Source organism: Pseudovibrio sp. M1P-2-3, assembly GCF_031501865.1.
Lineage (GTDB): Bacteria > Pseudomonadota > Alphaproteobacteria > Rhizobiales > Stappiaceae > Pseudovibrio > Pseudovibrio corallicola.
This window is the reverse complement of sequence record NZ_JARRCW010000001.1, coordinates 3,423,348-3,448,581: the sequence shown is the minus strand read 5'-3', so window position 1 is coordinate 3,448,581 and position 25,234 is coordinate 3,423,348. Positions and strand designations below refer to the sequence as shown.

Here is a 25,234-nt window from a genome sequence, read left to right as displayed (position 1 = left end):
GATGTTTGTACGCTATGTAGTTTTTGACGAACGAAGGGCCTCGTGTCAGTAAGATTCACTGTTCAAGTGAGCGTCTCACCAAACCTCATTGACCTTTATCAAAATATCTGTGCGACATAGTGTCGCATTAATATACGTAGATTCGCCTAGTAATCGTAATTTGGCTAGTATGACTGAGGAATCAAGATAATTTGCCCTAAGGGAAAATATGCAGCTTCAAGTAATTTGTTGCTGGGAAATGGAATTGTAATCGCCTTGGGGTGGCGGGATAAATAATTCGAGGGAGGGCCAACGTGACGAATATTAGCAGGCGTCGCCTAAACACTTACATTGTAGGTTTGGGAGCGCTGATGTTATCAGTATTCTCAAGTGATGCTGTTCTGGCTTCTCAACCGACACCTTGGCAACTGGGATTTCAGACAGCTGCAACTGAGGTGATGGAAGACATTCATTGGTTTAATAATTTTACATTAATTATTATTTCCGCAATTACACTTCTTGTCTTGGTTTTGTTGGTTTATTGCATTGCTCGTTTTAATAGCCGGGCCAACCCAAAGGCCTCGCGTACATCACATAATGTTATGATTGAAGTGGTGTGGACCGTGGTCCCTATTTTGCTGCTTGTTATTATTTCTATTCCTTCATTTAGGTTGCTATTCAAGCAACAAATTATTCCTGAATACGATATGGCGGTGAAGGCAACTGGCTACCAGTGGTATTGGGGCTATGAGTATGTTGATGAGGGACTGGAAGACATTTACTTCGACTCCTTGATGCTGAGTGATGAGGACCGCGCCGAAAAAATGGCAGAGGAAGGGCTGAGCGTTGCTGAAGTCCCAAGGCTTCTGGCCGCTGATTACAATCTTGTTGTTCCCGTAGATACGACTGTATTGGTTCAGGTGACCGCCGCAGATGTCATCCATTCTTTTGCTATGCCAGCCTTCGGCGTGAAAGTGGATGCGGTGCCAGGTCGGCTGAATGAAACATGGTTCAATGCCCAGAAAACAGGGATGTACTACGGGCAGTGTTCGGAGCTGTGTGGTCAAGATCATGCTTTTATGCCTATCGCAATTCAGGTGGTTACCAAAGAGCAATATGCAGCTTGGGCGGAAGCTGCAAAAAACGACATTGATGATGCAAATGCATTGCTTGCCTCTCTGGTTGCTGCAGGCAAAAAGCAGGCCGAGGCAGACCGCAATTCAAATAAGGTTTTTCTAGTTGCCAATTGACTTTGTTTCATAGTGAAGGGGGCTCAGTCACTTCGGGACCGTGACGTGCCTTTGGAATTTTAGAGGGAGAATGACTATGGCTGCGTCTACTGCGCATGCACATGAAAACCCAAAAGGGTGGGTTCGTTGGGTTTATTCCACGAACCATAAGGATATTGGAATCCTGTATTTAATTTTTGCGATTATGGCCGGAATTATTGGTGGTGCTCTCTCCATTGGAATTAGAATGGAGTTACAGGAACCGGGAATGCAGTATTTTGCGGACCCTCATATGTTCAATGTGTTTACTACCTCACATGCTCTTATCATGATTTTCTTTATGGTGATGCCAGCGTTGATTGGTGGGTTTGCGAACTACTTCGTCCCTATTATGATTGGGGCGCCGGATATGGCATTTCCTAGAATGAATAACATTTCCTTCTGGTTGCTTCCTCCCGCCTTTATTCTCCTTTTGATGTCGCTGTTTGTTCCCGGCCCCCCTGGTGGTGTTGGTGTTGGTGCAGGTTGGACAATTTATCCCCCCCTCTCGACTGCAGGACAGCCCGGCCCAGCTGTCGATTTTGCCATTTTATCGCTCCATATTGCAGGTGCATCCTCCATTTTGGGAGCTATCAATTTTATAACAACGATATTCAATATGCGTGCGCCGGGAATGACTTTGCATAAGATGCCGCTTTTCGTGTGGTCCGTATTGGTTACAGTTTTCTTGCTCCTTCTGTCCCTCCCTGTTCTTGCTGGCGCGATCACTATGTTGTTGACTGATAGGAACTTCGGCACAACATTCTTTGAAGCTGCTGGTGGGGGAGATCCAATCTTGTTCCAGCATTTGTTCTGGTTCTTTGGACATCCTGAAGTTTACATATTAATTCTGCCTGGTTTCGGAATTATCTCTCAGATCATTTCAACCTTCTCCAAAAAACCAGTTTTCGGTTACATTGGAATGGCTTATGCCATGGTAGCCATTGGTGTGGTTGGTTTTGTTGTCTGGGCTCATCACATGTTTACAGTGGGGCTGTCTGTCGAAACTCAAGCCTATTTCCTATTTGCAACTATGGTGATTGCCGTACCGACCGGCGTGAAGATCTTTTCATGGATTGCCACGATGTGGGGTGGTTCGATTAGTTTCCGTACTCCAATGATTTGGGCAATTGGGTTTATCTTTTTATTCACAATTGGCGGTGTGACCGGGGTTCAGCTTGCAAATGCTGGCTTGGACCGTGCTTTGCATGACACTTACTATGTGGTGGCACACTTCCATTATGTTCTGTCTCTTGGCGCTGTATTCGCAATTTTTGCTGCTTGGTACTACTGGTTCCCTAAAATATCGGGTTACATGTACAATGAGATGATTGGCAATTTGCACTTCTTTGTCATGTTTATAGGCGTGAATCTTGTGTTCTTCCCCCAACACTTCTTAGGGCTTGCGGGGATGCCACGCCGTTATGCTGATTACCCTGATGCATACGCAGGCTGGAATTATGTGTCGTCAATTGGGTCATATATTTCTGCAGCAGCGGTACTTATTTTCCTCTTTGGTGTACTCGAAGCTTTTGTTATGAAGCGCCGTGCGGGTGAAAGCCCTTGGGGTGATGGAGCGAAAACTCTGGAGTGGACACTCTCTTCTCCTCCACCATTCCATCAATTCGAAACACTTCCTCAGATTAAATAGGATAGCCTAACCAGGGTCGCGGATATGCGACCCTTTGCAACCGGAGATCACTGCAGGATGTTGTCCAAACATCTAGCTGCTGATTTCCGGTTCTGAAGGAAAAGAAGAACATAATGCACAAAGAGGTGGTATATGGCTCTCCTAGAGCAACGTGATAGCGAGATAGCTTCGACAGGATCAGGGTCTGTTCAGGATTATATTGCCCTACTGAAGCCACGTGTAATGTCCCTCGTAATATTTACGGCACTTGTCGGAGTTGTACTTGCGCCGCAAGTACAACATCCGATTCTGTCTGTCGTCTCGCTCCTCTGCATCGCAATCGGAGCAGGTGCATCTGGCGCATTGAACATGTGGTGGGATGAGGACATTGACCGTATTATGTCCCGAACCAAGAACAGGCCAATTCCGTCAGGAAGAGTGAGCGGGCCTGAAGCGTTTGCCTTTGGTATGGTATTATCCGTGGGCTCAATTATCGTATTAGGGCTTGTTTCAAATTGGATCGCTGCTGCTCTTCTCGCATTTACCATATTCTTCTATGTGGTGATTTATACCATGTGGCTTAAACGTTCGACACCACAGAATATTGTGATTGGCGGTGCCGCGGGTGCTCTTCCTCCAGTTGTAGGATGGTCAGCCGTTTCGGGGAATATAAGTGTCGAAAGTATCGCTTTATTTATGATTATTTTTACTTGGACTCCGCCGCACTTTTGGGCTTTGGCCTTGTTTAAAAACGACGACTATAAGGCTGCAAATATTCCGATGATGCCAGTTGTTGTGGGGGAAAGTGCAACAAGGAATCAAATTGTTCTCTATTCCCTCTTGCTCCTACCTGTAGGAATGTCCCCTTTTATCCTAGGATTTTCCGGGATGATTTATGGAGCGTTTTCAGCAGTAATGGGCAGCGCATTTTTATTTTTTGCCGTGCAGCTCTGGCTAAAACGGGAAGGGCGAGATGCTGTAAAGGCAGCGGTGCGCCTGTTTCAGTTTTCTCTGATTTATCTTTCAAGCCTTTTTGCAATGTTGCTTGTCGAATCCCTATTCAAGTTTGGAGCATAATTATGTCGAAGCCACTCCCTTCTCTTAATGAAGAGCAGATCAAAAAGCGCCGGGCTCGTTCTATTGCCGTTGCTGTCTCACTAGGGGCTTTGGTTGCTTTGTTTTACATGGTGACAATTGTAAAACTTGGTCCTGGTGTGATGGATAGGCCTCTTTAGGGAGAAGGTAAGCTGATGGAACAGAAGGCATATCCTTTCCGCTCTAAACGTGCCGAAGTAAAAAGAAATGCGAGGGTGGCGCTGTTGTGTGGTGGGGTCTTCGTGAGTATGGTCGGGGTTGCTTATGGAGCTGTTCCTCTCTATCAACTATTTTGCCAAGTAACCGGTTATGGCGGAACAACACAGCGAGCAGAAGCTGCGGAGCAAATGGTTTTGGATCGGGAAATAGTTGTCCGGTTTGATGCCAATACATCCAAGGATTTGCCGTGGGACTTTTCCCCAAAGCAGAAGGCCGTTCGCATAAAACTAGGGCAAGTGAGCGAAATTGCCTATCTAGCGAGAAATATTGCGCCTTCCAAGACTATTGGCACCTCATCATTTAATGTTTCTCCAAGTGAGATGGGACGTTACTTCAATAAAATAGATTGCTTCTGTTTTACGGAACAACCGCTCGCCGGAGGTGAAGCTGCCACTATGCCGGTATTGTTTTTTATTGATCCGGATATGGATCAGGACGATGACCTCAAACATGTGAAAGAAGTCACCCTGTCCTATACATTTTTCAAAGTTGACTCTGTTGAAGACAAGACAGAGATCTCGAAATCAATGGTTAACACAGAAAGTACACTTTAGATCTCGTAGACTAAAACGGGAGCCTGAGTGATTGGGGGGATTTACATGGCTGAGGTGCATAACAAAAACCACGACTATCACATTATTGATCCCAGCCCCTGGCCGTTTTTAGGTGCTCTAGGGGCATTGATTATGGCTGTTGGTGCCATAGCATGGATGCGAATGGCGAACGGTGACACACTGGGGTTCTTTCCATATACAAATGATGAGGGCCAGTTTGTTTATAGATTAGATCTGACGGGATGGGGCATTTTTGCCATCGGACTTGCTCTGGTTCTTTACACGATGTTTGGCTGGTGGCGTGAGACGGTTAAAGAATCCCATGAAGGGCACCATACCCGTGTCGTATCACTTCATCTTCGCTATGGAATGCTGTTGTTTATTGCTTCCGAGGTTATGTTTTTTGTCGCCTGGTTCTGGGCGTTCTTTGATGCCTCCTTGTTTGCAGGGGAAGCTGGCCAGTTTTCGCGTGTAGAGCATACTGGAGGGGTTTGGCCTCCTCAGGGAATCGAGACATTTGATCCTTGGCATTTACCTCTCTTGAATACTCTGATCTTGTTGCTCTCGGGAACAACCGTGACATGGGCTCATCATGCTCTTATTCATGGGGATCGAAAAGGCTTGAAATGGGGGCTAATTTCTACGGTTGTGCTTGGAGTTCTATTCTCGGCACTACAGGCCTATGAATATTCGCATGCGGCCTTTGGCTTTTCTGGAAATATCTATGGTGCAACCTTTTTTATGGCAACTGGGTTTCATGGGTTTCACGTATTGGTTGGTACGATATTCCTTTTTGTTTGCTTGATGCGTGCAATGGCAGGTCACTTCTCATCTTCAAAACACTTCGGCTTTGAAGCTGCAGCATGGTACTGGCACTTTGTTGATGTGGTTTGGATTTTTCTGTTTGTTGCTGTGTACATCTGGGGTGGACAGGCTGCCGTACATTGATAGTTTGGAAGAATTTGCGAAGATAAATGGGGTGGTTAAGGCCACCTCATTTTTTTGGCTTATTGAATTGCAAGTTTTTATTAGTTAAGAATCTATAGGTATCAGGAATTATTTATGCTGCAGCTTTTTAGGGAGAATAGCTGCGGCTAAAGGGCATATCTATTCAAGAACAAGCACCTAACCAAAGGGAAGAAACTCAATGTTGGGCGAGGGTTTAGTGCATAATTTTTTAAAAAAAATATTACGTAAGAGTAAGCCGGGTGAAAGCTCGAGCTTCTCGGAAACTCTTGAGAGTGAGACGCCCGAGTTGGAATTTTCTGAGCCCCCTAAGCTTAAGCCTGCAAAGCCGTTCTACCTGCAGTTTATGGTACTGAATGTTTGTGTTCTTATGGCTCTTGGTGTCTTGATTAGCTTGGGAATTTGGCAGTTACAGCGCCTTGAGGAAAAACTTCAACTGATTGAATACGCTGATACACGGGTGAAAAATCCAGCTGTTGAGGCTCCTGGACCTGAGCAATGGAATGACTTGACCAAGGGAAAGATTGACTATCTTCCCGTATCGGTTTCCGGTCGGTTTTTGCTTGGCGAGCTGTTTTATTTCGATACCTTGACGAAGCCCAAGGGAGCCTATGGCGGGCAAGGGTATTTCGTTTTTTCCCCTTTTGCGACTGAAGACGGATGGTATCTACTCGTAAATCGAGGTTTTGTACCTTTGGAGAAAAAAGAGTTCAGTACACGTCTGGGTTCCGCTCCTCCAAAAGGGCGAATAACAATTGAAGGGCTCGCTCGAAGGCCAGAGATTGCGAGTTTTGTGACGCCAACAGCAAACTCGAAAACGGGTGAATGGTTTGCACGTGAGCCGAGGAAAATGGCCGATGCCCTTGGACTGCCAGTTGAACTAGCAGCCCCATACACTCTGGATTTGCAGGTTAACATTAATCAAGCTGGAGATTTACCTCAGGCGGGTGAAACTCGGGTTAGCTTTTCAAACAACCATCTGCAATATGCGATTACGTGGTTTGGTTTGGCATTCGCTCTTGTTGCTATCTATGCTGCTTTTCGATTTAAAGCTTGGAACACAGCACAAACTGAGAATACCTTGAGTACCGAGGAAAACGTTGAAGATTTTGACGAACGAGAAAATCTCCTAGTTCCTCCTCCCGATTTAGATGATGAAGATTTCCGAGGAGAGGATGCGCTTGAGGACCTTGAAAGCGGTGACTTACGTTTTGTGGAGCCCAAAAAAAGCGGAAAATCCTATTAGTTCAAAGGTGTTGGCTTTACAATAATGAGATGTTTCATTGAAACACATCACCGATGTAAGTTGTTGCTTTTTCGCGTATCTTAATCCGAAAACCGTTGCCCACTTTTCGGCGATACGCTGTAGTTGAGTGTGGTATGCAAGCATTAGATGAACCCTTGAGGAACTTTAATGAAATTCCTCAAGGGTGTAAGCTATATAGCTGAAAATGCCATAACTGCTTAAAGGACAAAGATAGGCTGTTATTTGCTTTGCCACTTGTCAGTTAGAGTTCCTTTAAAATGGACTCTGCATTTGATAAATTTTCATCCTTTTGAGTATCTTCCGTCTGTAGCACTGTCACTTTTCCATCTTTGACAACCATGTCATAACGGTTGGAGCGTATGCCCAGCCCAGATCTTGCTGCATCAATTTCCATGCCTATAGATTTTGTGAATGCCGCATCATAATCCGACAGAAACAGAATTTCGTCGCCAATGTCAGATGCTTTTCTCCATGCATCCATGACAAACGGGTCATTGACGGAAACGACTACTATGATGTCTACGCCTTTGCTTTTCAAGGCACTTCCATGCTCCCGGTAGGATGGGAGATGTCGCAAGTGACAAGTAGGTGTAAAGGCCCCAGGGACAGCGAAAAGTGCGACAGTCTTATCTTTAAATATATCATCGGTAGACAGGTTAGTTACGCCATCTATTCCTAGTGTTTTGAAAGTAGCATTTGGAAGTGTGTTGCCAAGTTCAATCATGGGTTCCTCATTAATTTATAGGTTATACATTCAGGCCGAAGTTTCTTCGAACTTATGGGTCTGAGTGAATGTCTGAAGGCATGTCTGCGTATTGTGATGCGCAATATGAAAAATTAAAACTCCCGCTAAGAAGGGTTCATTTGAATTTTCTTGGACATCTCGAATGCGCTATGTTCGAAAGAAAACGTAAAACGAACTTCGACTTTTTCCTTTTGTTGCGGAAAGCCCGTTAAAGGCAAGGACCAAGTGGCAATATTGTTCTTGACTTCAAGAAGTTTTGGGATGCCGTGATAAGACATGGGAGGGCCTTCCACAAAAAGTTCGGGTGTTGTTTCTCCCTGTGGAACTGTTGCTTTGATTAACAGTAGTTTGTTGGTTCCGCTGCCCTCTATCTGGGTTGAAATGAGCCGAGAAATTTCTTTGCCGAGTGGTTTGGGTATCTTGTCCAGAGCTTCGTAAAAGAGCTGATCGTGCTTCATGTCCCTAGTAGATGTGCTTGGTAGCACCGTCGATAGGTTAGCGAAGGCAGGTACACAAACTTTTGAGCAAATACCAAAATTGACGGAGCTGTTTAAAAGAGTAGGGCGGTAAGAGTTTTTTCTCTCAATCCTTATTGGAAGGAATGCCTCTTTTTTATAGACCAGTGACGTTGAATAACCATCAAAATAGGTTTGTGGTGGCGGGTAATAGATTTTTGCATCTTTTAAATTTGTAGAATTGGTGAAATCTGCTTGGGTGGGCAGGCCCACTTCTCCTGGATAGCGCCAATAGATATGCCAGCCTTCTTTAATTTTGAACTGAAGGCCAGCTAGATAGTCACCACTTTCCTCAGGGGCACTTGCGCGGACTAGCCTGACGGAGCCTCCTTCGAAATTCACCCAGTTCGAACCGGAGAAGTCGTCGGCTTGTGCTGGGGAGAGCAGAATAATGCAAGCACCAACGAAATACGCAAAATTGAATCTATACATATTTCACCCTTTAGCTGAGATCGCCCCACTTTTCAAAGTCGGCCTTTCAGGATTGTCATCACAATTTCGCGAGCAGAAGTTGGAAGATTTCCCCACGTGGCCTAAGAAAATGGAAAGAGGTGCTTTGCAATAGTACATGTCAGCGCTAGTGTCGCAATATGGAAATGGTTTGTCGCACAAGGAGTATTTAACAGAATGGGTGAGATCGAGAATAGTAATTTTATTGACGGTCAGTACCTGATTGCGATGCCAACTATGGAAGATGGCCGCTTTGCCCATTCCGTGATCTATGTGTGTGCACACTCCAAAGAAGGTGCAATGGGGATTGTTCTTAATCAGAAAGAAAATAATATATCTTTTAATCAACTCCTTGACCAATTGAAAATATCGGCACTAGAAAAACAGCCGGCTGATCAGATTAAGAGGGGAAATGTTGAAGTTTATAGAGGGGGGCCCGTGGATACCGGCCGTGGTTTTGTTCTCCATTCCGATGACTTCTACATTGAGGACTCAAGCCTTCCGATCCGTGACGGAGTGTGTTTAACAGCAACTGTTGAAATTCTAAGGGCTTTGGCCGAAGGTCGTGGACCCTCAAAGGCTATGCTGGCTCTAGGGTATGCTGGATGGGCCCCAGGGCAACTGGAAGCTGAGATTCATGCGAATGGTTGGTTGACCTGTAAAGCTGATTCTTCACTAATTTTTGATGATGATGCGGATTATAAATGGCAAAAGGCTCTCAAACTCATGGGCATTGAGCCGGGAATGTTATCTAGTGATGCTGGTCATGCGTAGTTTGTGTGAAATCTTGATTATATTTAATAGAATTTTTTAGAAAAGAACGTTTTTTCCTTTTAGAGACTCCCTTGCAAGATATACGTACAGCGTTTAGTTTGCGCTGGCTAATTCTGCCTATTTAGGCTTACTGGATGCTCCGCAATAAAGGGAAACTAAGTTGAGATACGTTAGCACGCGCGGTAGAGCGCCAGAACTTAATTTTGCTGAGGTTCTTCTTGCGGGGCTTGCCAGCGATGGCGGACTTTACGTTCCCAAAGAATGGCCGAAATTGTCATTGGACCAAATTCGGAATATGGCTGGCAAAAGCTATGAAACTGTTGCTTTTGAAGTGATAAAGCCGTTCATTGGCGACTCTATACCGCTCGATGAACTGCAGAAGATGATTGCAGAAGCGTATGCTGAGTTCTCTCATAGAACTGTCGCACCCTTAGTTCAAACGGCCCCCAATACGTTTATTTTGGAACTGTTTCACGGCCCAACGCTTGCTTTCAAAGATGTGGCGATGCAACTTCTAGGCCGACTGATGGACTATGTTTTGGGTCAAGAGGGAAGGCGTGCCACTATAGTTGGGGCCACTTCTGGGGATACAGGTGGTGCAGCTATCGAGGCCTTTAAGGGCCGGGAGCGTATTGACGTTACGATCCTGTTTCCAGAGGGACGGGTCTCAGCTGTTCAGCAACACCAGATGACAACGAGCGGCGAAGAAAATATCCATGCGCTCGCCTTAAAAGGGAACTTTGATGATTGTCAGGGCATCCTTAAAGAGATGTTCAACAATCCGAAGTTTCGTCAGAAAGTTTCTCTTGCTGGTGTAAACTCCATTAACTGGGCCAGAATTGTAGCTCAAGTTGTTTACTACTTCACCTCTGCTGTGGCACTGGGGGGACCAGACAGAGAGGTATCCTTTACGGTTCCTACAGGAAACTTCGGCGATATATTTGCGGGCTATGTTGCCATGCAAATGGGACTACCGATCCGTAATCTTGTTATTGCAACGAATACCAATGATATTCTTGCCCGTACGCTTGAAAGTGGTTCTTATGTGACCAGAGGTGTAGTTTCAACGACTTCCCCGTCCATGGATATTCAAGTATCTTCCAACTTTGAACGCCTTTTGTTTGAAACTCAAAATAGGGATGGAAGTGCAGTTCAAAGGCAAATGGACGGGCTTAAGCAGTCAGGCAGCTTTGAGATTCCGGAAGAAGCTCTCACGAAGATTCGAACAAAATTCTCTGCGGGACGTGCATCGGAAACCGAAATTTCGGAAACGATAAAACACACTATTCAAAATAGTGGCTACCTGATGGATCCGCATACTGCAGCTGCTATGAAGGTTGCAAATGAGTCTTTAGAGGAAGGCGTGCCGATGGTTGTTCTTTCAACGGCTCATCCTTCTAAATTCCCAGATGCAGTTGAAGATGCGAGCAATGTTCGTCCACAATTGCCTGAGCACCTTAGTGATTTGCTCGATAGAGAAGAACGTTTTACTGTTTTGCCCGCCAGTATTCAGGCCGTAGAAGAATACGTTCTCAAGAACTCCAGAGCTGCCAAGGCGATGTCATAATATGGCTGTGAAAACAACTAAACTTTCCAATGGTCTTACTATCGTTTCTGATGAGATGGAACACCTGCAAACTGCAACTCTGGGTGTATGGGTAAAGGCTGGGTCTCGGTGTGAAAAAGCTGATGAAAATGGCTTGACGCATCTTCTGGAACATATGGCCTTCAAAGGAACCAAGACGAGAACAGCTGCCCAGATTGCGGAAGATATTGAAGCAGCTGGCGGTGAGATGAATGCTGCAACCAGCGTTGAACATACAAACTATTACGTGCGCACACTAGCTGAAGATGTTCCATTATCCTTAGATATTCTTGCTGATATTCTCCAGTACTCCTTGTTTGACAGTGACGAGCTAGAGCGGGAAAAGCACGTTATCCTTCAAGAGATTGGTGCTGCCCAAGATACGCCTGAGGATCAGGCCTTTGATCTTCTTTTGGAAACTTCTTGGCCAGATCAGGCGATTGGGCGGCCTATTCTTGGAACGCCCGAGACAGTGGAGAGTTTTAGCCCAGATGCCATACGCTCCTATATGGATCGGCATTATTGTGGATCGAATATGGTGTTATCCGCCGCCGGTAAAGTGAACCATGACGAGCTGGTACGTATGGCCGACGCTTGCTTTGCCGGTTTGCCTGAGGGAGCGATACATGATGTGGCCAGCACCCGATATGTGGGGGGCGAGAAGAGCATTGTTCGGGATCTTCAAGAGGTTCAGATTATCTTGGGATTTGAAGGTCTGAACTATCATCATGAAGACTATTATGCCTCTCAAATTCTTGCTTCTATCCTTGGTGGCGGAATGTCCTCACGCTTATTTCAAGAAGTTCGAGAGAAGCGAGGCCTGTGCTACTCCATCTATTCGTTCCATTGGGCATTTTCAGACAGTGGCTTAATGGCGGTTCATGCGGCAACTAGTCCGCGTGATACTGGTGAGCTTATGCCTGTAGTTGTGGAAGTTCTGAAAGAAGCTGCAAACGGGATTACAGATAAGGAGGTCGCCCGTGCGCAAGCGCAGATTAAAGCTGGCCTGATGATGGCTCTGGAAAGTCCGGCAACGCGCGCTGGGCAGATTGCCAGACAGATACTGGTTCATGAACGTGTTATTCCTGTTGATGAATTATCTGCTAAAGTTATGGCGGTAACGAAAGAGCAGGTCCAAAATGTTGCGACTGGAATTTTCTCAGGGAGTAAGCCAACATTGGTCTATGTGGGGCCAGATGCGTCAATTATGCCTTTAGAGGAAATAAGGAAAGAGTTCGCCTCGATAAATCAAGGATAAAGGGACTTCATAAGGGGAGGGAGTTTCGTGATTGCGAGTTTGTTCAAGGCCGGAGAGCATCAAGATATTCTTGGTGGAGATGGGGTGTATTTGCGAAGTCCAGACCTGCGGGATTACGAGCAGTGGAGACAGTTGAGAGGGGAAAGTCAGACTTTTCTCCAACCCTGGGAGCCTCTTTGGACAAAAGACGAGCTTTCTAAAACTTCATTTAAAACTCGTATCCGACGGCAAAGTCAGGAAAGGCGCTCGAGAATCGCCTTTCCTTTTTTTATCTTTAAGAAGGGGACCAATGAGCTGCTGGGCGGGTTGAATCTGACCAATGTGCGAAGAGGAGTTAGTCAAGCAGCATCTTTGGGGTATTGGATGGGAGCACGCCATGCAGGTCAGGGGTATATGAGGCGCGGCGTCCAGTGCGCTCTTGATTATATGTTTCAAAAAGAAAACCTGCACCGGATTGAAGCCGCTTGTCTTGCCTCGAACAATGCCTCAATTGGACTTTTGAAACGCGTCGGATTTCACGATGTAGGCTACGCAAAAGAGTATCTGTGTATTAATGGAAAGTGGCAAGATCATGTTTTATTTGCATGTTTGCAAAAAGAACTTCTCGGCCATGCCATGAAAAAGCCTCAATCAGAGGTCGATGGGGATAAACAGGGTATCGATGCTGCTAGAGGCGTGAAACAGATGCTGTGACGCTGTACACAAGATGGGTTCACCAAACTGGTGGGACGTCGAAGTATTGCGGGGTGCAAGCCCGCGGGGAGTTAAATGTGCGCGTTTACCGTTTTCTACTAGCTGCTCTGGTTGGTATCTTCACTACAGCAATGATGCTCAACGCCCATGCATTGGATGCTATTGTGGTACCACAAGATGTGGATGCGGTAGACCTGACTGATGTTATCACGCTCTATCCAAATGCTGGTGCCAACCTGCAAGTGTCTACTGCGCCGGCAAGTGATGGTATCGTGCGCCGAATTGAGGTGCGGTCGACTGCCAGTGGAAATTCCTCATGGGCTGTGTTTGCACTTTCCAATACTGGTGATGAACAGTTAGACAAGCTGCTTGTCGCGCCCTACTACAAAATGTCCGGGGCTGGTGTTTTTAACCCAGACCTTGGTGAGCGAAGAATTATTTCCGTCACGCCTAGTCAAGGTATCGCTCCCGAACGAGAGCGGAGCACGGATGCAGATATATTCCGACTGACCCTAGATCCGGGCGCTGTCGTGACTTTTGTCGCAGAAATGCAGACCTCAGAGCTGCCTGAGTTAAGGCTGTGGGATCCTGAAGCCTATAAGGATAACATCAACGCGTATACTCTCTACAAGGGAATCGTACTTGGTATCGCAGGCTTACTGGCGCTGTTCCTGACTATATTATTTGTTGTGAAAGGTACTGTTCTGTTTCCGGCAACTGCGGCTCTGGCTTGGGCCGTTATGGTTTATTTATGTATTGATTTCGGTTTCTGGAATCTTATATTTGGCCTTTCGCTGGGAGAAGCGCAGCTTTACAGAGCGATTGCTGAAATTGGCCTGACGTCGTCTTTAGTCGTATTCCTTTATGCATACCTTAACCTCAACCGTTGGCATATCCATTACTCGCATCTGGCCTTTGGTATGGGTTTGCTTGTATTGGCATTGGTTGTTATTGCTCTTTGGGATCCCAATGTTGCCGCAGGCATCTCCCGTCTATTTTTTGGCCTTTTTGCGGTAGGAGGCTTTGTCGTCATCCTTGGTTTGGCCTTTCGGGGGTATGAGCGCGCTGTAATGTTGATCCCTTCCTGGTTCCTTTTGATTGTTTGGATGCTGGGAGCGTGGATCACAACAACAGGCGGGCTTCAAAACGACCTTGTCCAGCCTGCTTTGGCCGGAGGTCTTGTCCTGATTGTTATGCTAATAGGCTTTACTGTAATGCAGCATGCATTTGCCGGCGGTGGCATTGCGCAGGGAGTTGTTACAGATGCGGAGCGTAAAGCACTCGCTCTGACTGGTTCGGGGGATATGATTTGGGACTGGGATGTGGACCGGGATCGTATTTCAGTTTCTCATGGACTGGAAGAAGCTCTTGGCCTGCAGCATGGAGCGCTAGAAGGGCACGCCCGTGAGTGGCTGAATGTTCTGCACCCACAAGATAGAGACTTGTTTCGCGGGACATTGGACGCTGTTATAGATCAGCGAAGAGGGCGCATTAACCAGATCTTTCGCCTGCGTGGTGAGGATAGCCACTATCGTTGGTTTAAGCTGCGCTCACGACCCGTCCTTGGCTCTGATGGTGAAGTCATCCGATGTGTTGGAACCATGCTGGATATTACAGCTCAAAAAGTAGCTGAAGAACGGCTGATGCATGATGCCGTTCATGACAACCTGACGGGCTTGCCAAATAGGGAGATCTTTATGGATCGCCTGAATGGAGCAATGGCTCGCTTTCGTGCCGGTGGGGTGAGTAAGCCTTCAATCATATTGATGGACCTGGACCGTTTTAGGCAAGTCAATGATAGTATTGGCCAAGCGGCTGGAGACACTATGCTTTTGACTGCTTCGCGCCGCTTATCACGCTTGATGAAAGCACAGGATTCCCTTGCGCGCATTAATGCAGATACATTTGCAGCCTTGGTAATTTCGGAAAGTACTATAGATAAGGTCGCCAGTTTTGCAGATGACCTACGAAAAGTGCTGCGAACGCCTGTAACGTTCGGGCAACAGGAAGTCTTTTTGACAAGTTCCATTGGTGTTGCCACTTTCACAGAAACAAGTACGACAGCGACTGATCTATTTGGAGATGCTGAAGTCGCACTTAGTCACGCAAAAAGAGCAGGTGGAGATCGTGTGGAAGTGTTCCGCCCCATGCTTCGTCCGTTAAGCCAAAACGTTTTGACATTGGACAGTGACCTGCGAATTGCGCTTGAAAAAGAACAGATACGGGTCTTTTATCAGCCAGTTATTCGTGCCTCTGACAAGTCGATCGCAGGTTTTGAAGCCCTCGCCCGTTGGGAACATCCAACTCGGGGCCTGATTTCTCCATTAGAGTTTATTCCAATTGCTGAACAAACAGGCCTTATAAATGAGTTGGGCCTTAAAATTCTGGACAGCAGTGCAAGGCAGCTGGCGCAATGGCAACGCAACTTCCAAAGAAGTACTCCCCTGTCTGTAGCGGTTAATATCTCCTCTCGGCAGTTGTTGAAGCATGACCTGATAACCGATGTTAAAGCAATTCTCTCTCGAACAGCCGTTGCTCCGGGCTCCTTGAAACTGGAGTTGACTGAATCGCTCGTGATGCAGAATCCCGAGTTCTCGGTTAAGGTTCTGGAGAAGCTTCGTGATCTTGGGGCAGGCCTTTCTCTCGATGACTTTGGTACTGGGTATTCGTCCTTAAGTTATCTGCAGCGTTTTCAGTTTGATACGATTAAAGTTGATCAGTCATTCGTGCGGCCGAATGGCCAAAGTGCTCGGCCTGTTATTTTGCGTTCTATCGTTGCGCTTGGGCATGACCTTGGAATGGAGGTTATTGCAGAAGGGGCGGAGACAGAATCTGATGCCCTCGAATTGTACCAATTAGGCTGCGAATATGTTCAAGGATATTTGTATGGACGGCCAATGACGGCTGCTGATGCCACGAAACTTTTGAAAACGCATTAGCCAAGGTAGCAGGCTCTTTTAAAGGATAGCTTTGAGCAGATAGCAGTTATAAATTGTTTTCTGAAAGTTGGATAGGGATATGGGCTATTGGAGTGAAAAGCACTCTGATAGTTCAAGGTACTAAGACTGGAAGCGTCTTTTCTTTACACTCGAGGAGTATTGGTGTGCCGCCAAACGGTTCCCCATCTATCTGGACAGCCGCGGATCGGTGGCTAACGACATAGGCTTCATTCGTCTTGATAATTTCAATATCATTGGACTTAAAAAAGCGATTGAAATAAAGACGGATACCTAAATTGATCAAACTCAACAGCCGATCTTGCTTGACCAGAACCAGAAACATTCCTTGTTCTAAAATGCTACCTTGTTCTTTCGTTACAGAAAGGCTTGCATAGTAGTTTCCATTGAGCGCAATAACCATATTACATAGATGAGTTTCATTGTTGGCTCTGACTTTGAACAGGCTTTGCCGTCTTGTGAGGCCAATCTGTAAGGCCTTAAAGAAGTAGGCTACTTTCCCAAATCTTCGTTTGGCTGAATAGGGCAGAGTGTGAATGATCTCCGCATCTATTCCAGCAGAAGCACAAGAGTAAAATGGACGACCATTTGCAATGCAGTGGTATAAATGTGAGATATGCCCTGCGTGAATGAGGTGAGCAAGTTTAAGTGGATTTTCAGGTAGGCTCAGTTCTCGTGCTAATAGATTAGCTGTACCCATGGGTAAAATGGTAATAACTGGTTTTACGCCAAGCTCTTGGATTGTTTGGGCCGCTTCATTTACAGACCCATCTCCACCAGCCACAACAATAATTTCTGCGTCAAGCTGAGGATCAGCGCAAATTGCAGAAATCTCGCCTACTTTTTTTGTTTGGATCAGCTCAACACTGTAAGATAGCTTTTCCAGCTCGCACTTAAGCTTCCCTATTCTATTTGAACTATAATGGCTTGCTGTTGGATTGGCGACTATAAGAACTTTGCGACAAACCACGTAGTCTGATACACTTTTGCTCGCACACTTGCTTAAAGCCAATGTATCCATAGCGGTGCAATCTATGCCTTTAGCTCTTTAAAGGGTTGCATGCCTCTGCGGGCCAATTCATCGGCTTTTTCATTTTCCTCATGTCCTGCATGGCCCTTAATCCAATGCCAAGCCACATCATGTCGTTTGGCAGCCTCGTCCAAGGTTTGCCAAAGATCGGCATTTTTTACTGGAGAGTTCGATGCAGTTCGCCAGCCCTTACGCTTCCAGTTATGCATCCATTGTGTAATGCCGTTTTTGACGTAGGAACTATCCGTGTAAAGATCAATAGAACAGGGGCGCTTTAAGCTATCCAGAGCTTGGATTGCAGCTTGAAGCTCCATTCTGTTGTTTGTGGTGTCTTGTTCGCCGCCGGACAGTTCTTTTTCGTGGGTCCCATAGCGAAGTAAAACGCCCCAGCCACCAGGACCGGGGTTACCCGAGCATGCCCCATCTGTCCATGCTTTTACTCGTGATTGACTTGTCATCGATCTAATCCATATGCGCTTGCACTTGAAACATCACGGTGGAACCGGAGTTTGGCGAGATATTCGAGAGGGTTCTTTGGAGTAACGAGAGCACCTTCCGGTACACTGATCCAGTCGTAAAGGCGCGTCAAGAGAAAGCGAAGGGCCGCTCCGCGGCAAAGCAGGGGTAAACTATCAAACTCCAGATTGCTGAAAGGGCGTACACTCTTGTAAGCATTTAAAAGTGCTCGCGCTTTGGTGACGTTGAATGCTCCATCTGGCTCAAAGCACCAAGCATTGATGCAGATGGCTACATCATAGGCAAAGGCGTCATTGCAGGCAAAGTAGAAGTCGATGATTCCCGATAGGTTATCGCCGAGGAAAAAGGCATTGTCTGGGAACAGGTCAGCGTGGATGACCCCGCTGGGGAGGTCTCTGGGCCAAAGGTTAAGCAACTCGTCAAGCTCTGTGCGGAGCTCTGTTGCAAGGCCAGCTTTCACTTCTCCGGCTCTGTCCTTTGAGGCTTCAAAAAGTGGTTCCCAGCCATCTACGGAAAGAGTGTTTGGCCGTTGTTGGGGAAAGCCTCTTCCTGCCAGATGTAGCTGCGCAAGTCCTTTTCCCAGTTCCTCACAGTGTTGCAATTTGGGTTTGCGAATTGACATGCCGTTCAAAAAGGAGACCATTGCGGCTGGTTTTCCGGCTAACTCCCCAAGGACTTTCCCATCTCTGCGAATGATAGGTGTGGGACAGCTGATACCGCCTTTAGCGAGGTGTTGCTTCAAGCCGATGAAGAAAGGCAGGTCATCGGGAGACACTCTCTTTTCATAGAGAGTAAGAATATAATGCCCCTTATCGGTCTGAACCAGAAAGTTGGTATTCTCTACCCCCTCGGCTATGCCCTTGTATGAAAGTAGGGTGCCAACGTCATATAGCTCAATGAATGAGGAAAGTTCTTCCGCGGATACTTCAGTATAAACAGCCATTTTATGTAGTCGCTTGCGCTTTGATCCCCCGAAGAACTTGGGGCAGGTTAAAGGAAATATCTTCTATCGCGGTTTGCACTGTTTCTATTTCAACTGCAAACTTGTCGCGAAATGCCTCCACGACCTCTTCCACGAGAATTTCAGGAGCTGATGCGCCCGCGGTGATTCCAAGTGTTTTAACCCCTTCAAAGTCAGACCAGACCAGTTCGCTTGCCCGCTGTATCAAGAACGCCTTTTTGCAGCCGACACGCTCGGCAACTTCGCGTAGGCGTTTGGAGTTCGAGGAATTGGGTGCACCTACCACCAGCATAGCATCACATTGCGGTGCTATATGCTTAACCGCTTCTTGCCGGTTGGTTGTTGCGTAGCAAATATCGTCTTTATGGGGAGATGCAATTTCCGGAAATCGGGCTTTCAGAACCTCAATGATCTCTTTTGTGTCATCTACAGAAAGAGTCGTCTGCGAAATCCAGGCCAGTTGCCTGTTGCTCTTGGGAGCGAATGTACGAGCATCTTCGACAGTTTCAATGAGTGACACTTGTCCCTCTGGAAGTTGGCCCATTGTTCCAATGACTTCAGGGTGCCCAGCATGACCAATAAGAAGAATTTCCCGCTCTCTTTTGGAGTGGATCATGGCTTCTTTATGGACCTTGGAGACAAGAGGGCAAGTCGCATCAAGGTAGAACAGGTTTCTTCGTTGCGCAGCTTCTGGAACCGACTTTGGAACGCCATGAGCCGAGAAAATGACGGGGCGATCCTCATCGGTAATCTCATCAAGCTCTTCAATAAAAATCGCACCCTTGCTGCGAAGGGATTCAACAACATACTTATTATGAACAATCTCGTGGCGCACATATACTGGGCTACCATACTTTTCGAGAGCGAGTTCAACAATTTGAATAGCTCTATCCACGCCTGCACAAAACCCACGTGGGGCTGCTATAAGTATCTTCAGTGATGACATTGAACGGGTTTGGCCTACTTTGTCTCAACGCAAAATCTCTTAGAAGGCACTTGAGGGTTAGTGGGCCTTTCTGTCAAGATAAGACTGGCGAATTGAAGAAGGTTTGTGGGTTGGCTCTGTGTGTATTATTCAAAATAATTGATTTTACACTCATAACTCGCCAAACATGTGTTTGCTTGCTATATAGCCTGCGGGTTTTAATTGGAATGGGATTCGAATGGTGGGGAAGTCAGTTTCTAAGAAGCTGTTTAAAGTCACAGCGATAGCAATGGCATTGGGTGCGTTGACAGCGTGTGGCTCGTTTTCATCCTCTGAAGATGATTTGGACAAAAACAGCAATACAGATGTAGAATCGTTCGCAGTTCAGCGGGCAGCGCCACCATCTTTGCCTCTGGGAACACAGGTAGACTGCCCACCCATTAAAGGGCTTCCCGAAACTCACTTGCTTGTAAAGTATCAACGTGGGAAGGAAGGCGATCCAACCGCTCTTGTCTATCAGGCAAATATTGAGAAATCAGCAAATACCTGCCGAGTGGCTGCTGGTGGCATCTCGATGAAGGTAGGGATAGCAGGACATGTGACACCCGGTCCTGTTTGGCGTGGCGGAAGTATTGATCTGCCTGTTCGTGTGGCTGTTGTTGAAGACAACACTGCAAAAAAAGCAATTTTTTCAAAGCGGTTGAAGGCGGACACTAACCTTCCTGCCGGGTCTCCAAGCCATGCTTGGGCAGTGGTCGAAGAAAACATTTTCATCCCTCGGTCCAGAGGTTATGAAGTGCTTTATGGATTTGACGAGAATTAATGTTGGTTCGGTTATTTCTTTGATCCGTAAAACTAGGTATAGAGAATAGTATTATGATTCGAAGTCGGGATTGTGTTGTGTCCTGACTTCTTGCACTTCAGCTATGGCTGGAGTGCTTATGCGCTCGCGGGAGAGATCGCTTTAAAAAATTGGTGACGCCGAAGGAGCAACCGCCCCGGAAACTCTCAGGCAAAAGGACCGCGACGTATACAACACTCTGGAAAGCAGCCGGTTTGAGAAAACCGGCTCACCGAAGGAGTAACCGACTTACCATGTCGGGAATCTCTCAGGTTCTCAGGACAGAGGGGGCGCAACCGATTTTCCTTTATTAGGAAAACCAGGTGTTGAATGCGCCAACTTTGATGAGGACTATATGGCAGCAAAGAATGCTGGATTGAAATTTACCCCATTATATGACCTTCATATGGAATGTGGCGCGCGTATGGTGCCATTTGCTGGGTATTCCATGCCTGTGCAGTATCCAGATGGTATCATGAAAGAGCATCTTCATACGCGTAAAGCGGTAGGTCTGTTTGATGTTTCCCACATGGGACAGTTTGTGCTTGAAGGGCCGAACCACGAAGCCACTTCGGACTTTATTGAAGCTCTGGTCCCCTCCAACATCAGGGAACTGCAACGTGGCAAACAGCGATATACCGTTCTTTTGAACCAGTCTGGCGGCATTCTTGATGACTTAATGATCGCACGTCCGGAAGAGCCTGAAATGGATGGCAATCTGCTTCTGGTGGTCAATGCTGCGTGTAAGCATACGGACTTCGACTATATCAATGCCGTGTTACCCGAAGGGTTTTCCCTCATTCAACTCGATGAAAAGGCGCTTATAGCTCTTCAAGGGCCAAAGGCTGAGGAGGTATTGGCCCTTCATGCGCCGGAAGTCTCTGGGATGGCATTTATGTCCGTTAAACGAATTAGGTTTGATGATATCGAAATCATGGTTTCTCGCTCTGGATATACTGGGGAAGATGGCTTTGAGCTAAGTATGCCAGCTGGAACGGCAGAGCCTATCGCACGTGCCCTTCTTGCTGATGAACGTGTTCGGCCCATTGGCCTTGGTGCACGAGACAGCCTGCGTCTTGAGGCAGGTCTTTGCCTTTATGGCCATGATATGAATGAGAGCAATTCACCCATTGAGGCCAATATTGCCTTTTGCATCCAAAAAAGAAGACGTGAGACTGCAAACTTTGTGGGTGGGGAGCGGATAGTGCGGGAATTGGCCCAAGGGCCTGACAAACGCCGCATTGGCCTGTTGTTGAAAGGCCGGGCTCCCGCCCGTGAAGGTGCTGATATTTGCCTGCCCGAAACAAATGAAGTGATTGGCAAAGTGACCTCAGGTGGTTTTTCTCCAACATTGGGCCAACCCATTGCCATGGGTTATGTGCCAGAAAAATTGACTGCTGAGGGAACAGAATTTTCCTTGATTGTTCGGGGAAAGGCTTTGAAAGCAACGGTCACGTCAATGCCGTTTGTCCAGCAACGTTATTATCGGGCGAAGCGTTGAAACGGTCTGAATGACTGCATTTCAGTAATAAACACGATGAGTTCTCAGAACTAAGAGGAAGAAGATGAGCACTTTTTACACTAAGGATCATGAATGGGTTTCTCTCGAAGGGGAAGAGGCGACAATCGGCATTACGGAATATGCCCAATCTCAACTGGGGGATATTGTATTCGTTGAACTGCCAGAGGTCGGGAAGAGCCTCTCAAAGGGTGATGAAGCAGCTGTTGTTGAATCAGTGAAGGCGGCTAGTGAAGTTTATGCCCCAATTAGTGGAGAAGTCACGGGTGGCAATAATGATCTCGAAGACGAGCCCGGCAAGGTGAATGAAGACCCTGAAAACTCCGCATGGTTCTTTAAATTAAAGGTCTCAAGTCCTGACCAGCTGGAGGGGTTGATGAACGAAGTCGATTACAAGGCGTTTGTGAACACTCTTTAAATCGAGTGATCTTTTTAAAAACCCATAGAGTGCCTCAGGGGTACTCAGCCTCTTATCTGGAGTGAAATGATGCGGTATCTTCCGCTTTCTGATAGCGACCGCGCCGAAATGTTGGTGCGGGTTGGCGTAGACAGCATAGATGATCTGTTTGCCGAGATTCCTGAGAACGTTCGCCTTGGTGAACTTTCCTCTCTCCCCAAGCGGAAGAGTGAAATGGAAGTGGAACGGCATCTCACTGCGCTTGCAAATAAAAATAGGTCGGCTGGCTCTCTTCCGTTTTTTGTGGGCGCCGGGGCCTACAAGCACCATGTCCCTGCGACCGTGGATCATCTGATTCAACGCTCCGAGTTTCTAACAAGCTACACGCCTTATCAGCCCGAGATTACTCAAGGAACCTTGCAGGCCCTGTTTGAATTTCAAACACAGGTTGCGCACCTGACTGGAATGGAAGTAGCCAATGCCTCCATGTATGATGGGTCTACAGGAGCTGCTGAGGCCGTTCTCATGGCCCATCGTATTACGAAGAAGAAAAAAGCACTTATTTCTGGAGGGTTGCACCCACAATATCGGGAGGTGATTGAAAGCATATCCCGCCAGTTGCCGGATGGGGACGTTGTGGCCTTGCCTGCAGACCCAGAGGGAACAGAGGACATTCTCTCCCAGATTGATGATAGTGTTTCGTGTGTGGTCGTTCAGTCGCCCTCGTTTTACGGGCAACTGATTGACTTAAAACTGATTGCTGAAAAAGCTCATCAGCATAAAGCTTTGCTCATATCCGTATTTACAGAGGTCGTCTCTCTTGGGCTCATTGAAAGCCCCGGTGCGCAGGGAGCTGATATTGTTGTTGGGGAAGGGCAGTCATTGGGGAATCCTCTTACTTTTGGCGGCCCATATGTCGGTCTGTTTGCGACACGACAAAAATATGTTCGCAATATGCCCGGACGTGTTTGCGGTGAGACGACAGATGCTGAAGGGAGAAGAGGCTTTGTGCTAACCCTGTCGACGAGAGAGCAACATATTCGGCGCGATAAAGCGACCTCAAATATATGTACCAACTCGGGTCTTTGTTGTTTGGCCTTTACCATTCACATGACACTGCTAGGTGAAACCGGTTTACGGAAGCTTGCCCGTATCAACCATGCAAATGCGGTGAAACTTGCAGATCAACTTGAGGTGATAGCCGGTGTTGAAGTGTTAAACTCTAGCTTCTTCAATGAGTTCACAATCAAAGTGCCTGCAGATGCTGCTGAAGTCATTGAGTCCCTTGCTTCCTCAGGTATTTTAGGGGGGCTACCTGTTTCGCGGCTCGAGCCTGACAAAAACAGCTTGAAAGACTTGATTGTGGTTGCAAATACTGAAGTGAATACAGATGCTGACCGTGCGGCGTTTGTTTTGGCTCTTAAGGAGGCTCTGGCATGACTATGAATAAACAGGGCCGCCCAACTTCAGTTGGCTTACACTCCACAGAGAAACCGCAGACGTTTACAGGCAATAGAGCGCTGGACATGGAAGAGCCATTGCTCTTTGAGATTGGCCGGACGGATATCTGCGGTGTCGACTTGGATGAGCCAGAAGATTTTCAGCCGCGTTTAGGTAATCATGAGCGAAAAAGTCCGATTGACCTTGTTGGACTTTCTGAGCCGGAGGTAATGCGTCACTATGTGCGCCTTTCCAGAAACAACTATGCGATTGATGCTGGGCTTTATCCATTAGGATCCTGCACCATGAAGCATAACCCGCGGCTTAATGAGAAGCTGGCGCGTTTGCCGGGCTTTGCTGATCTTCACCCGTTACAGCCAATATCAACAGCTGAAGGGGCCTTTGAACTCATTGCGGAGCTTGCCCATTGGCTGATGGTGACAACCGGTACACAAGCGGTTGCCATGAGCCCTAAAGCGGGCGCACATGGCGAGCAGTGCGGTATGATGGCAATTAAAAAGGCACTGGAGGTACGTGGTGAACCGCGCTCTATTGTACTGGTTTCGGAAAGTGCTCATGGGACCAACCCTGCAACAGCTGCTGTACTTGGGTTTAAGGTTGTTTCTATTCCCGCTAGAGACGACGGAACGGTAGATATTTCTGCTGTGACTGAGAAACTGGAGGAGCATAAGGATGATATTGCTGCCTTAATGCTCACAAATCCAAATACCTGCGGGTTGTTTGAACCACAAGTGATTGAGATTGCAAAAGCAATCCATGATGCTGGTGCTTACTTTTACTGTGATGGTGCTAATTTCAACGCTATTGTTGGAAAAGTAAGGCTTGGGGATTTGGGCATTGATGCCATGCACATCAATCTCCACAAAACCTTTTCAACTCCGCATGGAGGCGGGGGACCCGGTTCCGGACCTGTGGTTTTGTCGGAAAGGCTTGCTCCTTTCGCTCCGTTACCTTTCCTTCGAAAAGGTAAAGAGGGAAACGAAGTCGTAGAGACAAGCAGCCAGTTAACAGGGGAGGAGAATCCTTTCGGCCGCATGACAGCTTTCCATGGTCAAATGGGAATGTTTGTCCGCGCACTAAGCTATATGCTATCTCATGGCGCGGAAGGACTAAAACAAGCTTCAGAAGATGCCGTTCTTAACGCCAACTATGTTCGTGTTGGTCTGCAAGATGTAATGAGCCTACCCTATGGTGAAAAGCCATGCATGCATGAGGTTTTGTTTGATGATACCTTCCTCAAAGGGACAGGTGTGACAACACTGGACTTCGCTAAGGCAATGATAGACGAAGGCTATCATCCTATGACCATGTACTTCCCTCTTGTGGTGCATGGGGCCATGCTGATTGAACCTACCGAGTCTGAGAGCAGAGCTTCACTAGATCTGTTTGTTGCTACCCTTCGAGACCTTGTCTTGTCAGCTCAAAATGGCGAAATGGATCGCTTTGAAGGTGCTCCTTTCCACGCCCCACGTCGCCGACTGGATGAGACAACAGCTGCGAGAAAGCCAGTACTAAAATGGCAGGCCCCCGCTCAAACTGAAGTTGAGCCAAAAATTGCTGCTGAATAACGCCCAAGTACCCCTTCGGAAGAAATCTGAGGGGGTAGTTGTGCAAAAATTAAAAATAGTTAATGTAGGTTTAACGAACGCGTTTTATTTTCCCCTTAAT

At 47.0% G+C, this 25,234-nt stretch carries 23 protein-coding genes and 1 riboswitch; of the genes, 17 read left to right on the top strand and 6 right to left on the bottom strand.

Annotation, left to right across the window (positions count from 1 at the left end):
* The first annotated feature begins 350 nt into the window (after positions 1-350).
* The 7 genes from coxB (at position 351) to P6574_RS15070 (ending at position 6,957) form a co-directional block, all read left to right on the top strand.
* Complete coding sequence (coxB, locus tag P6574_RS15100) at positions 351-1,229, top strand: cytochrome c oxidase subunit II (RefSeq protein WP_310621095.1); 879 nt, start codon at positions 351-353, stop codon at positions 1,227-1,229.
* A 76-nt stretch (positions 1,230-1,305) separates the two neighbouring features.
* Positions 1,306-2,898: a cytochrome c oxidase subunit I gene (gene ctaD / locus P6574_RS15095; protein ID WP_310621094.1), complete on the top strand. Its 1,593-nt coding sequence runs from the start codon at positions 1,306-1,308 to the stop codon at positions 2,896-2,898.
* A gap of 132 nt (positions 2,899-3,030) precedes the next feature.
* Positions 3,031-3,954 (top strand): heme o synthase, encoded by a 924-nt coding sequence (locus P6574_RS15090; protein WP_310621093.1) that lies wholly within the window; start codon positions 3,031-3,033, stop codon positions 3,952-3,954.
* A 2-nt stretch (positions 3,955-3,956) separates the two neighbouring features.
* Positions 3,957-4,112, top strand: a complete 156-nt coding sequence (locus P6574_RS15085; RefSeq protein ID WP_310621092.1) for a hypothetical protein — start codon at positions 3,957-3,959, stop codon at positions 4,110-4,112.
* Positions 4,113-4,127: 15 nt separating this feature from the next.
* Positions 4,128-4,745, top strand: coding sequence for a cytochrome c oxidase assembly protein (locus P6574_RS15080; protein ID WP_310621091.1), 618 nt, complete (start codon positions 4,128-4,130; stop codon positions 4,743-4,745).
* A 45-nt stretch (positions 4,746-4,790) separates the two neighbouring features.
* Entirely contained in the window at positions 4,791-5,693 is a 903-nt protein-coding gene (locus tag P6574_RS15075; RefSeq protein ID WP_310621090.1) for a cytochrome c oxidase subunit 3, read from the top strand.
* A gap of 217 nt (positions 5,694-5,910) precedes the next feature.
* Positions 5,911-6,957: an SURF1 family protein gene (locus P6574_RS15070; protein WP_310621089.1), complete on the top strand. Its 1,047-nt coding sequence runs from the start codon at positions 5,911-5,913 to the stop codon at positions 6,955-6,957.
* A 262-nt stretch (positions 6,958-7,219) separates the two neighbouring features.
* Here the strand turns inward: P6574_RS15070 and P6574_RS15065 are convergent, their stop codons facing one another.
* Both P6574_RS15065 and P6574_RS15060 read right to left on the bottom strand, forming a co-directional pair.
* Positions 7,220-7,702 (bottom strand): peroxiredoxin, encoded by a 483-nt coding sequence (locus P6574_RS15065; RefSeq protein ID WP_310621088.1) that lies wholly within the window; start codon positions 7,700-7,702, stop codon positions 7,220-7,222.
* A gap of 125 nt (positions 7,703-7,827) precedes the next feature.
* Positions 7,828-8,580: a protein-disulfide reductase DsbD domain-containing protein gene (locus P6574_RS15060; RefSeq protein WP_310621087.1), complete on the bottom strand. Its 753-nt coding sequence runs from the start codon at positions 8,578-8,580 to the stop codon at positions 7,828-7,830.
* A 285-nt stretch (positions 8,581-8,865) separates the two neighbouring features.
* Between P6574_RS15060 and P6574_RS15055 the strand changes: the two genes are divergently transcribed.
* The 5 genes from P6574_RS15055 to P6574_RS15035 all read left to right on the top strand — a co-directional run bounded on the left by P6574_RS15055 (position 8,866) and on the right by P6574_RS15035 (position 15,937).
* The gene (locus P6574_RS15055) at positions 8,866-9,462 is read left to right on the top strand and encodes a YqgE/AlgH family protein (protein WP_310621086.1); all 597 of its coding nucleotides are present in this window, start codon (positions 8,866-8,868) and stop codon (positions 9,460-9,462) included.
* Positions 9,463-9,622: 160 nt separating this feature from the next.
* Entirely contained in the window at positions 9,623-11,029 is a 1,407-nt protein-coding gene (thrC, locus tag P6574_RS15050) for a threonine synthase (protein WP_310621085.1), read from the top strand.
* Position 11,030: 1 nt separating this feature from the next.
* Positions 11,031-12,305: a M16 family metallopeptidase gene (locus P6574_RS15045; RefSeq protein WP_310621084.1), complete on the top strand. Its 1,275-nt coding sequence runs from the start codon at positions 11,031-11,033 to the stop codon at positions 12,303-12,305.
* 27 nt (positions 12,306-12,332) lie between these two features.
* A complete protein-coding gene (locus P6574_RS15040; protein WP_310621083.1) occupies positions 12,333-12,998 on the top strand; it encodes a GNAT family N-acetyltransferase in 666 nt (221 codons plus the stop codon).
* Positions 12,999-13,129: 131 nt separating this feature from the next.
* Positions 13,130-15,937 carry an EAL domain-containing protein gene (locus P6574_RS15035; RefSeq protein ID WP_405048152.1) on the top strand — a complete coding sequence of 936 codons (2,808 nt, stop codon included), beginning with the start codon at positions 13,130-13,132 and terminating at the stop codon, positions 15,935-15,937.
* A 112-nt stretch (positions 15,938-16,049) separates the two neighbouring features.
* On the opposite strand, the gene P6574_RS15030 is transcribed toward P6574_RS15035, so the two are convergent.
* The 4 genes from P6574_RS15030 to ispH are packed head-to-tail and all read right to left on the bottom strand — an operon-like array spanning position 16,050 to position 19,369.
* Positions 16,050-16,976, bottom strand: a complete 927-nt coding sequence (locus P6574_RS15030; protein WP_310621081.1) for a diacylglycerol/lipid kinase family protein — start codon at positions 16,974-16,976, stop codon at positions 16,050-16,052.
* Between the two features lie 11 nt (positions 16,977-16,987).
* Complete coding sequence (gene rnhA / locus P6574_RS15025) at positions 16,988-17,443, bottom strand: ribonuclease HI (protein ID WP_310621080.1); 456 nt, start codon at positions 17,441-17,443, stop codon at positions 16,988-16,990.
* Complete coding sequence (thrB, locus tag P6574_RS15020) at positions 17,440-18,405, bottom strand: homoserine kinase (RefSeq protein WP_310621079.1); 966 nt, start codon at positions 18,403-18,405, stop codon at positions 17,440-17,442. Before thrB ends, rnhA begins: the two co-directional genes overlap by 4 nt.
* 1 nt (position 18,406) lies before the next feature.
* Positions 18,407-19,369 carry a 4-hydroxy-3-methylbut-2-enyl diphosphate reductase gene (gene ispH, locus P6574_RS15015; protein ID WP_310621078.1) on the bottom strand — a complete coding sequence of 321 codons (963 nt, stop codon included), beginning with the start codon at positions 19,367-19,369 and terminating at the stop codon, positions 18,407-18,409.
* Positions 19,370-19,637: 268 nt separating this feature from the next.
* Between ispH and P6574_RS15010 the strand changes: the two genes are divergently transcribed.
* The 5 genes from P6574_RS15010 to gcvPB all read left to right on the top strand — a co-directional run bounded on the left by P6574_RS15010 (position 19,638) and on the right by gcvPB (position 25,134).
* The gene (locus P6574_RS15010) at positions 19,638-20,171 is read left to right on the top strand and encodes a hypothetical protein (protein ID WP_310621077.1); all 534 of its coding nucleotides are present in this window, start codon (positions 19,638-19,640) and stop codon (positions 20,169-20,171) included.
* 116 nt (positions 20,172-20,287) lie between these two features.
* A riboswitch (glycine riboswitch) is annotated at positions 20,288-20,382 on the top strand.
* Positions 20,383-20,544: 162 nt separating this feature from the next.
* Positions 20,545-21,690 (top strand): glycine cleavage system aminomethyltransferase GcvT, encoded by a 1,146-nt coding sequence (gcvT, locus tag P6574_RS15005; RefSeq protein WP_310621076.1) that lies wholly within the window; start codon positions 20,545-20,547, stop codon positions 21,688-21,690.
* 64 nt (positions 21,691-21,754) lie between these two features.
* The gene (gene gcvH / locus P6574_RS15000) at positions 21,755-22,126 is read left to right on the top strand and encodes a glycine cleavage system protein GcvH (protein WP_310621075.1); all 372 of its coding nucleotides are present in this window, start codon (positions 21,755-21,757) and stop codon (positions 22,124-22,126) included.
* Positions 22,127-22,195: 69 nt separating this feature from the next.
* Positions 22,196-23,545, top strand: coding sequence for an aminomethyl-transferring glycine dehydrogenase subunit GcvPA (gene gcvPA / locus P6574_RS14995; protein ID WP_310622170.1), 1,350 nt, complete (start codon positions 22,196-22,198; stop codon positions 23,543-23,545).
* A complete protein-coding gene (gcvPB, locus tag P6574_RS14990) occupies positions 23,542-25,134 on the top strand; it encodes an aminomethyl-transferring glycine dehydrogenase subunit GcvPB (protein WP_310621074.1) in 1,593 nt (530 codons plus the stop codon). Before gcvPA ends, gcvPB begins: the two co-directional genes overlap by 4 nt.
* Positions 25,135-25,234: the final 100 nt, after the last annotated feature.

Excerpts from the sequence above, each read along its gene's own strand:
- P6574_RS15065 (WP_310621088.1), bottom strand. The coding sequence starts at position 7,702 with ATGATTGAACTTGGCAACACACTTCCAAATGCTACTTTCAAAACACTA.
- P6574_RS15090 (WP_310621093.1), top strand. The coding sequence starts at position 3,031 with ATGGCTCTCCTAGAGCAACGTGATAGCGAGATAGCTTCGACAGGATCA.
- P6574_RS15045 (WP_310621084.1), top strand. The coding sequence starts at position 11,031 with ATGGCTGTGAAAACAACTAAACTTTCCAATGGTCTTACTATCGTTTCT.
- P6574_RS15030 (WP_310621081.1), bottom strand. The coding sequence starts at position 16,976 with ATGGATACATTGGCTTTAAGCAAGTGTGCGAGCAAAAGTGTATCAGAC.
- P6574_RS15075 (WP_310621090.1), top strand. The coding sequence starts at position 4,791 with ATGGCTGAGGTGCATAACAAAAACCACGACTATCACATTATTGATCCC.
- gcvPB (WP_310621074.1), top strand. The coding sequence starts at position 23,542 with ATGACTATGAATAAACAGGGCCGCCCAACTTCAGTTGGCTTACACTCC.
- P6574_RS15055 (WP_310621086.1), top strand. The coding sequence starts at position 8,866 with ATGGGTGAGATCGAGAATAGTAATTTTATTGACGGTCAGTACCTGATT.
- gcvH (WP_310621075.1), top strand. The coding sequence starts at position 21,755 with ATGAGCACTTTTTACACTAAGGATCATGAATGGGTTTCTCTCGAAGGG.
- thrB (WP_310621079.1), bottom strand. The coding sequence starts at position 18,405 with ATGGCTGTTTATACTGAAGTATCCGCGGAAGAACTTTCCTCATTCATT.
- ctaD (WP_310621094.1), top strand. The coding sequence starts at position 1,306 with ATGGCTGCGTCTACTGCGCATGCACATGAAAACCCAAAAGGGTGGGTT.
- P6574_RS15085 (WP_310621092.1), top strand. The coding sequence starts at position 3,957 with ATGTCGAAGCCACTCCCTTCTCTTAATGAAGAGCAGATCAAAAAGCGC.
- rnhA (WP_310621080.1), bottom strand. The coding sequence starts at position 17,443 with ATGACAAGTCAATCACGAGTAAAAGCATGGACAGATGGGGCATGCTCG.
- gcvT (WP_310621076.1), top strand. The coding sequence starts at position 20,545 with ATGGCAGCAAAGAATGCTGGATTGAAATTTACCCCATTATATGACCTT.
- coxB (WP_310621095.1), top strand. The coding sequence starts at position 351 with ATGTTATCAGTATTCTCAAGTGATGCTGTTCTGGCTTCTCAACCGACA.
- P6574_RS15010 (WP_310621077.1), top strand. The coding sequence starts at position 19,638 with ATGGCATTGGGTGCGTTGACAGCGTGTGGCTCGTTTTCATCCTCTGAA.
- gcvPA (WP_310622170.1), top strand. The coding sequence starts at position 22,196 with ATGCGGTATCTTCCGCTTTCTGATAGCGACCGCGCCGAAATGTTGGTG.
- ispH (WP_310621078.1), bottom strand. The coding sequence starts at position 19,369 with ATGTCATCACTGAAGATACTTATAGCAGCCCCACGTGGGTTTTGTGCA.
- P6574_RS15035 (WP_405048152.1), top strand. The coding sequence starts at position 13,130 with ATGATGCTCAACGCCCATGCATTGGATGCTATTGTGGTACCACAAGAT.
- P6574_RS15080 (WP_310621091.1), top strand. The coding sequence starts at position 4,128 with ATGGAACAGAAGGCATATCCTTTCCGCTCTAAACGTGCCGAAGTAAAA.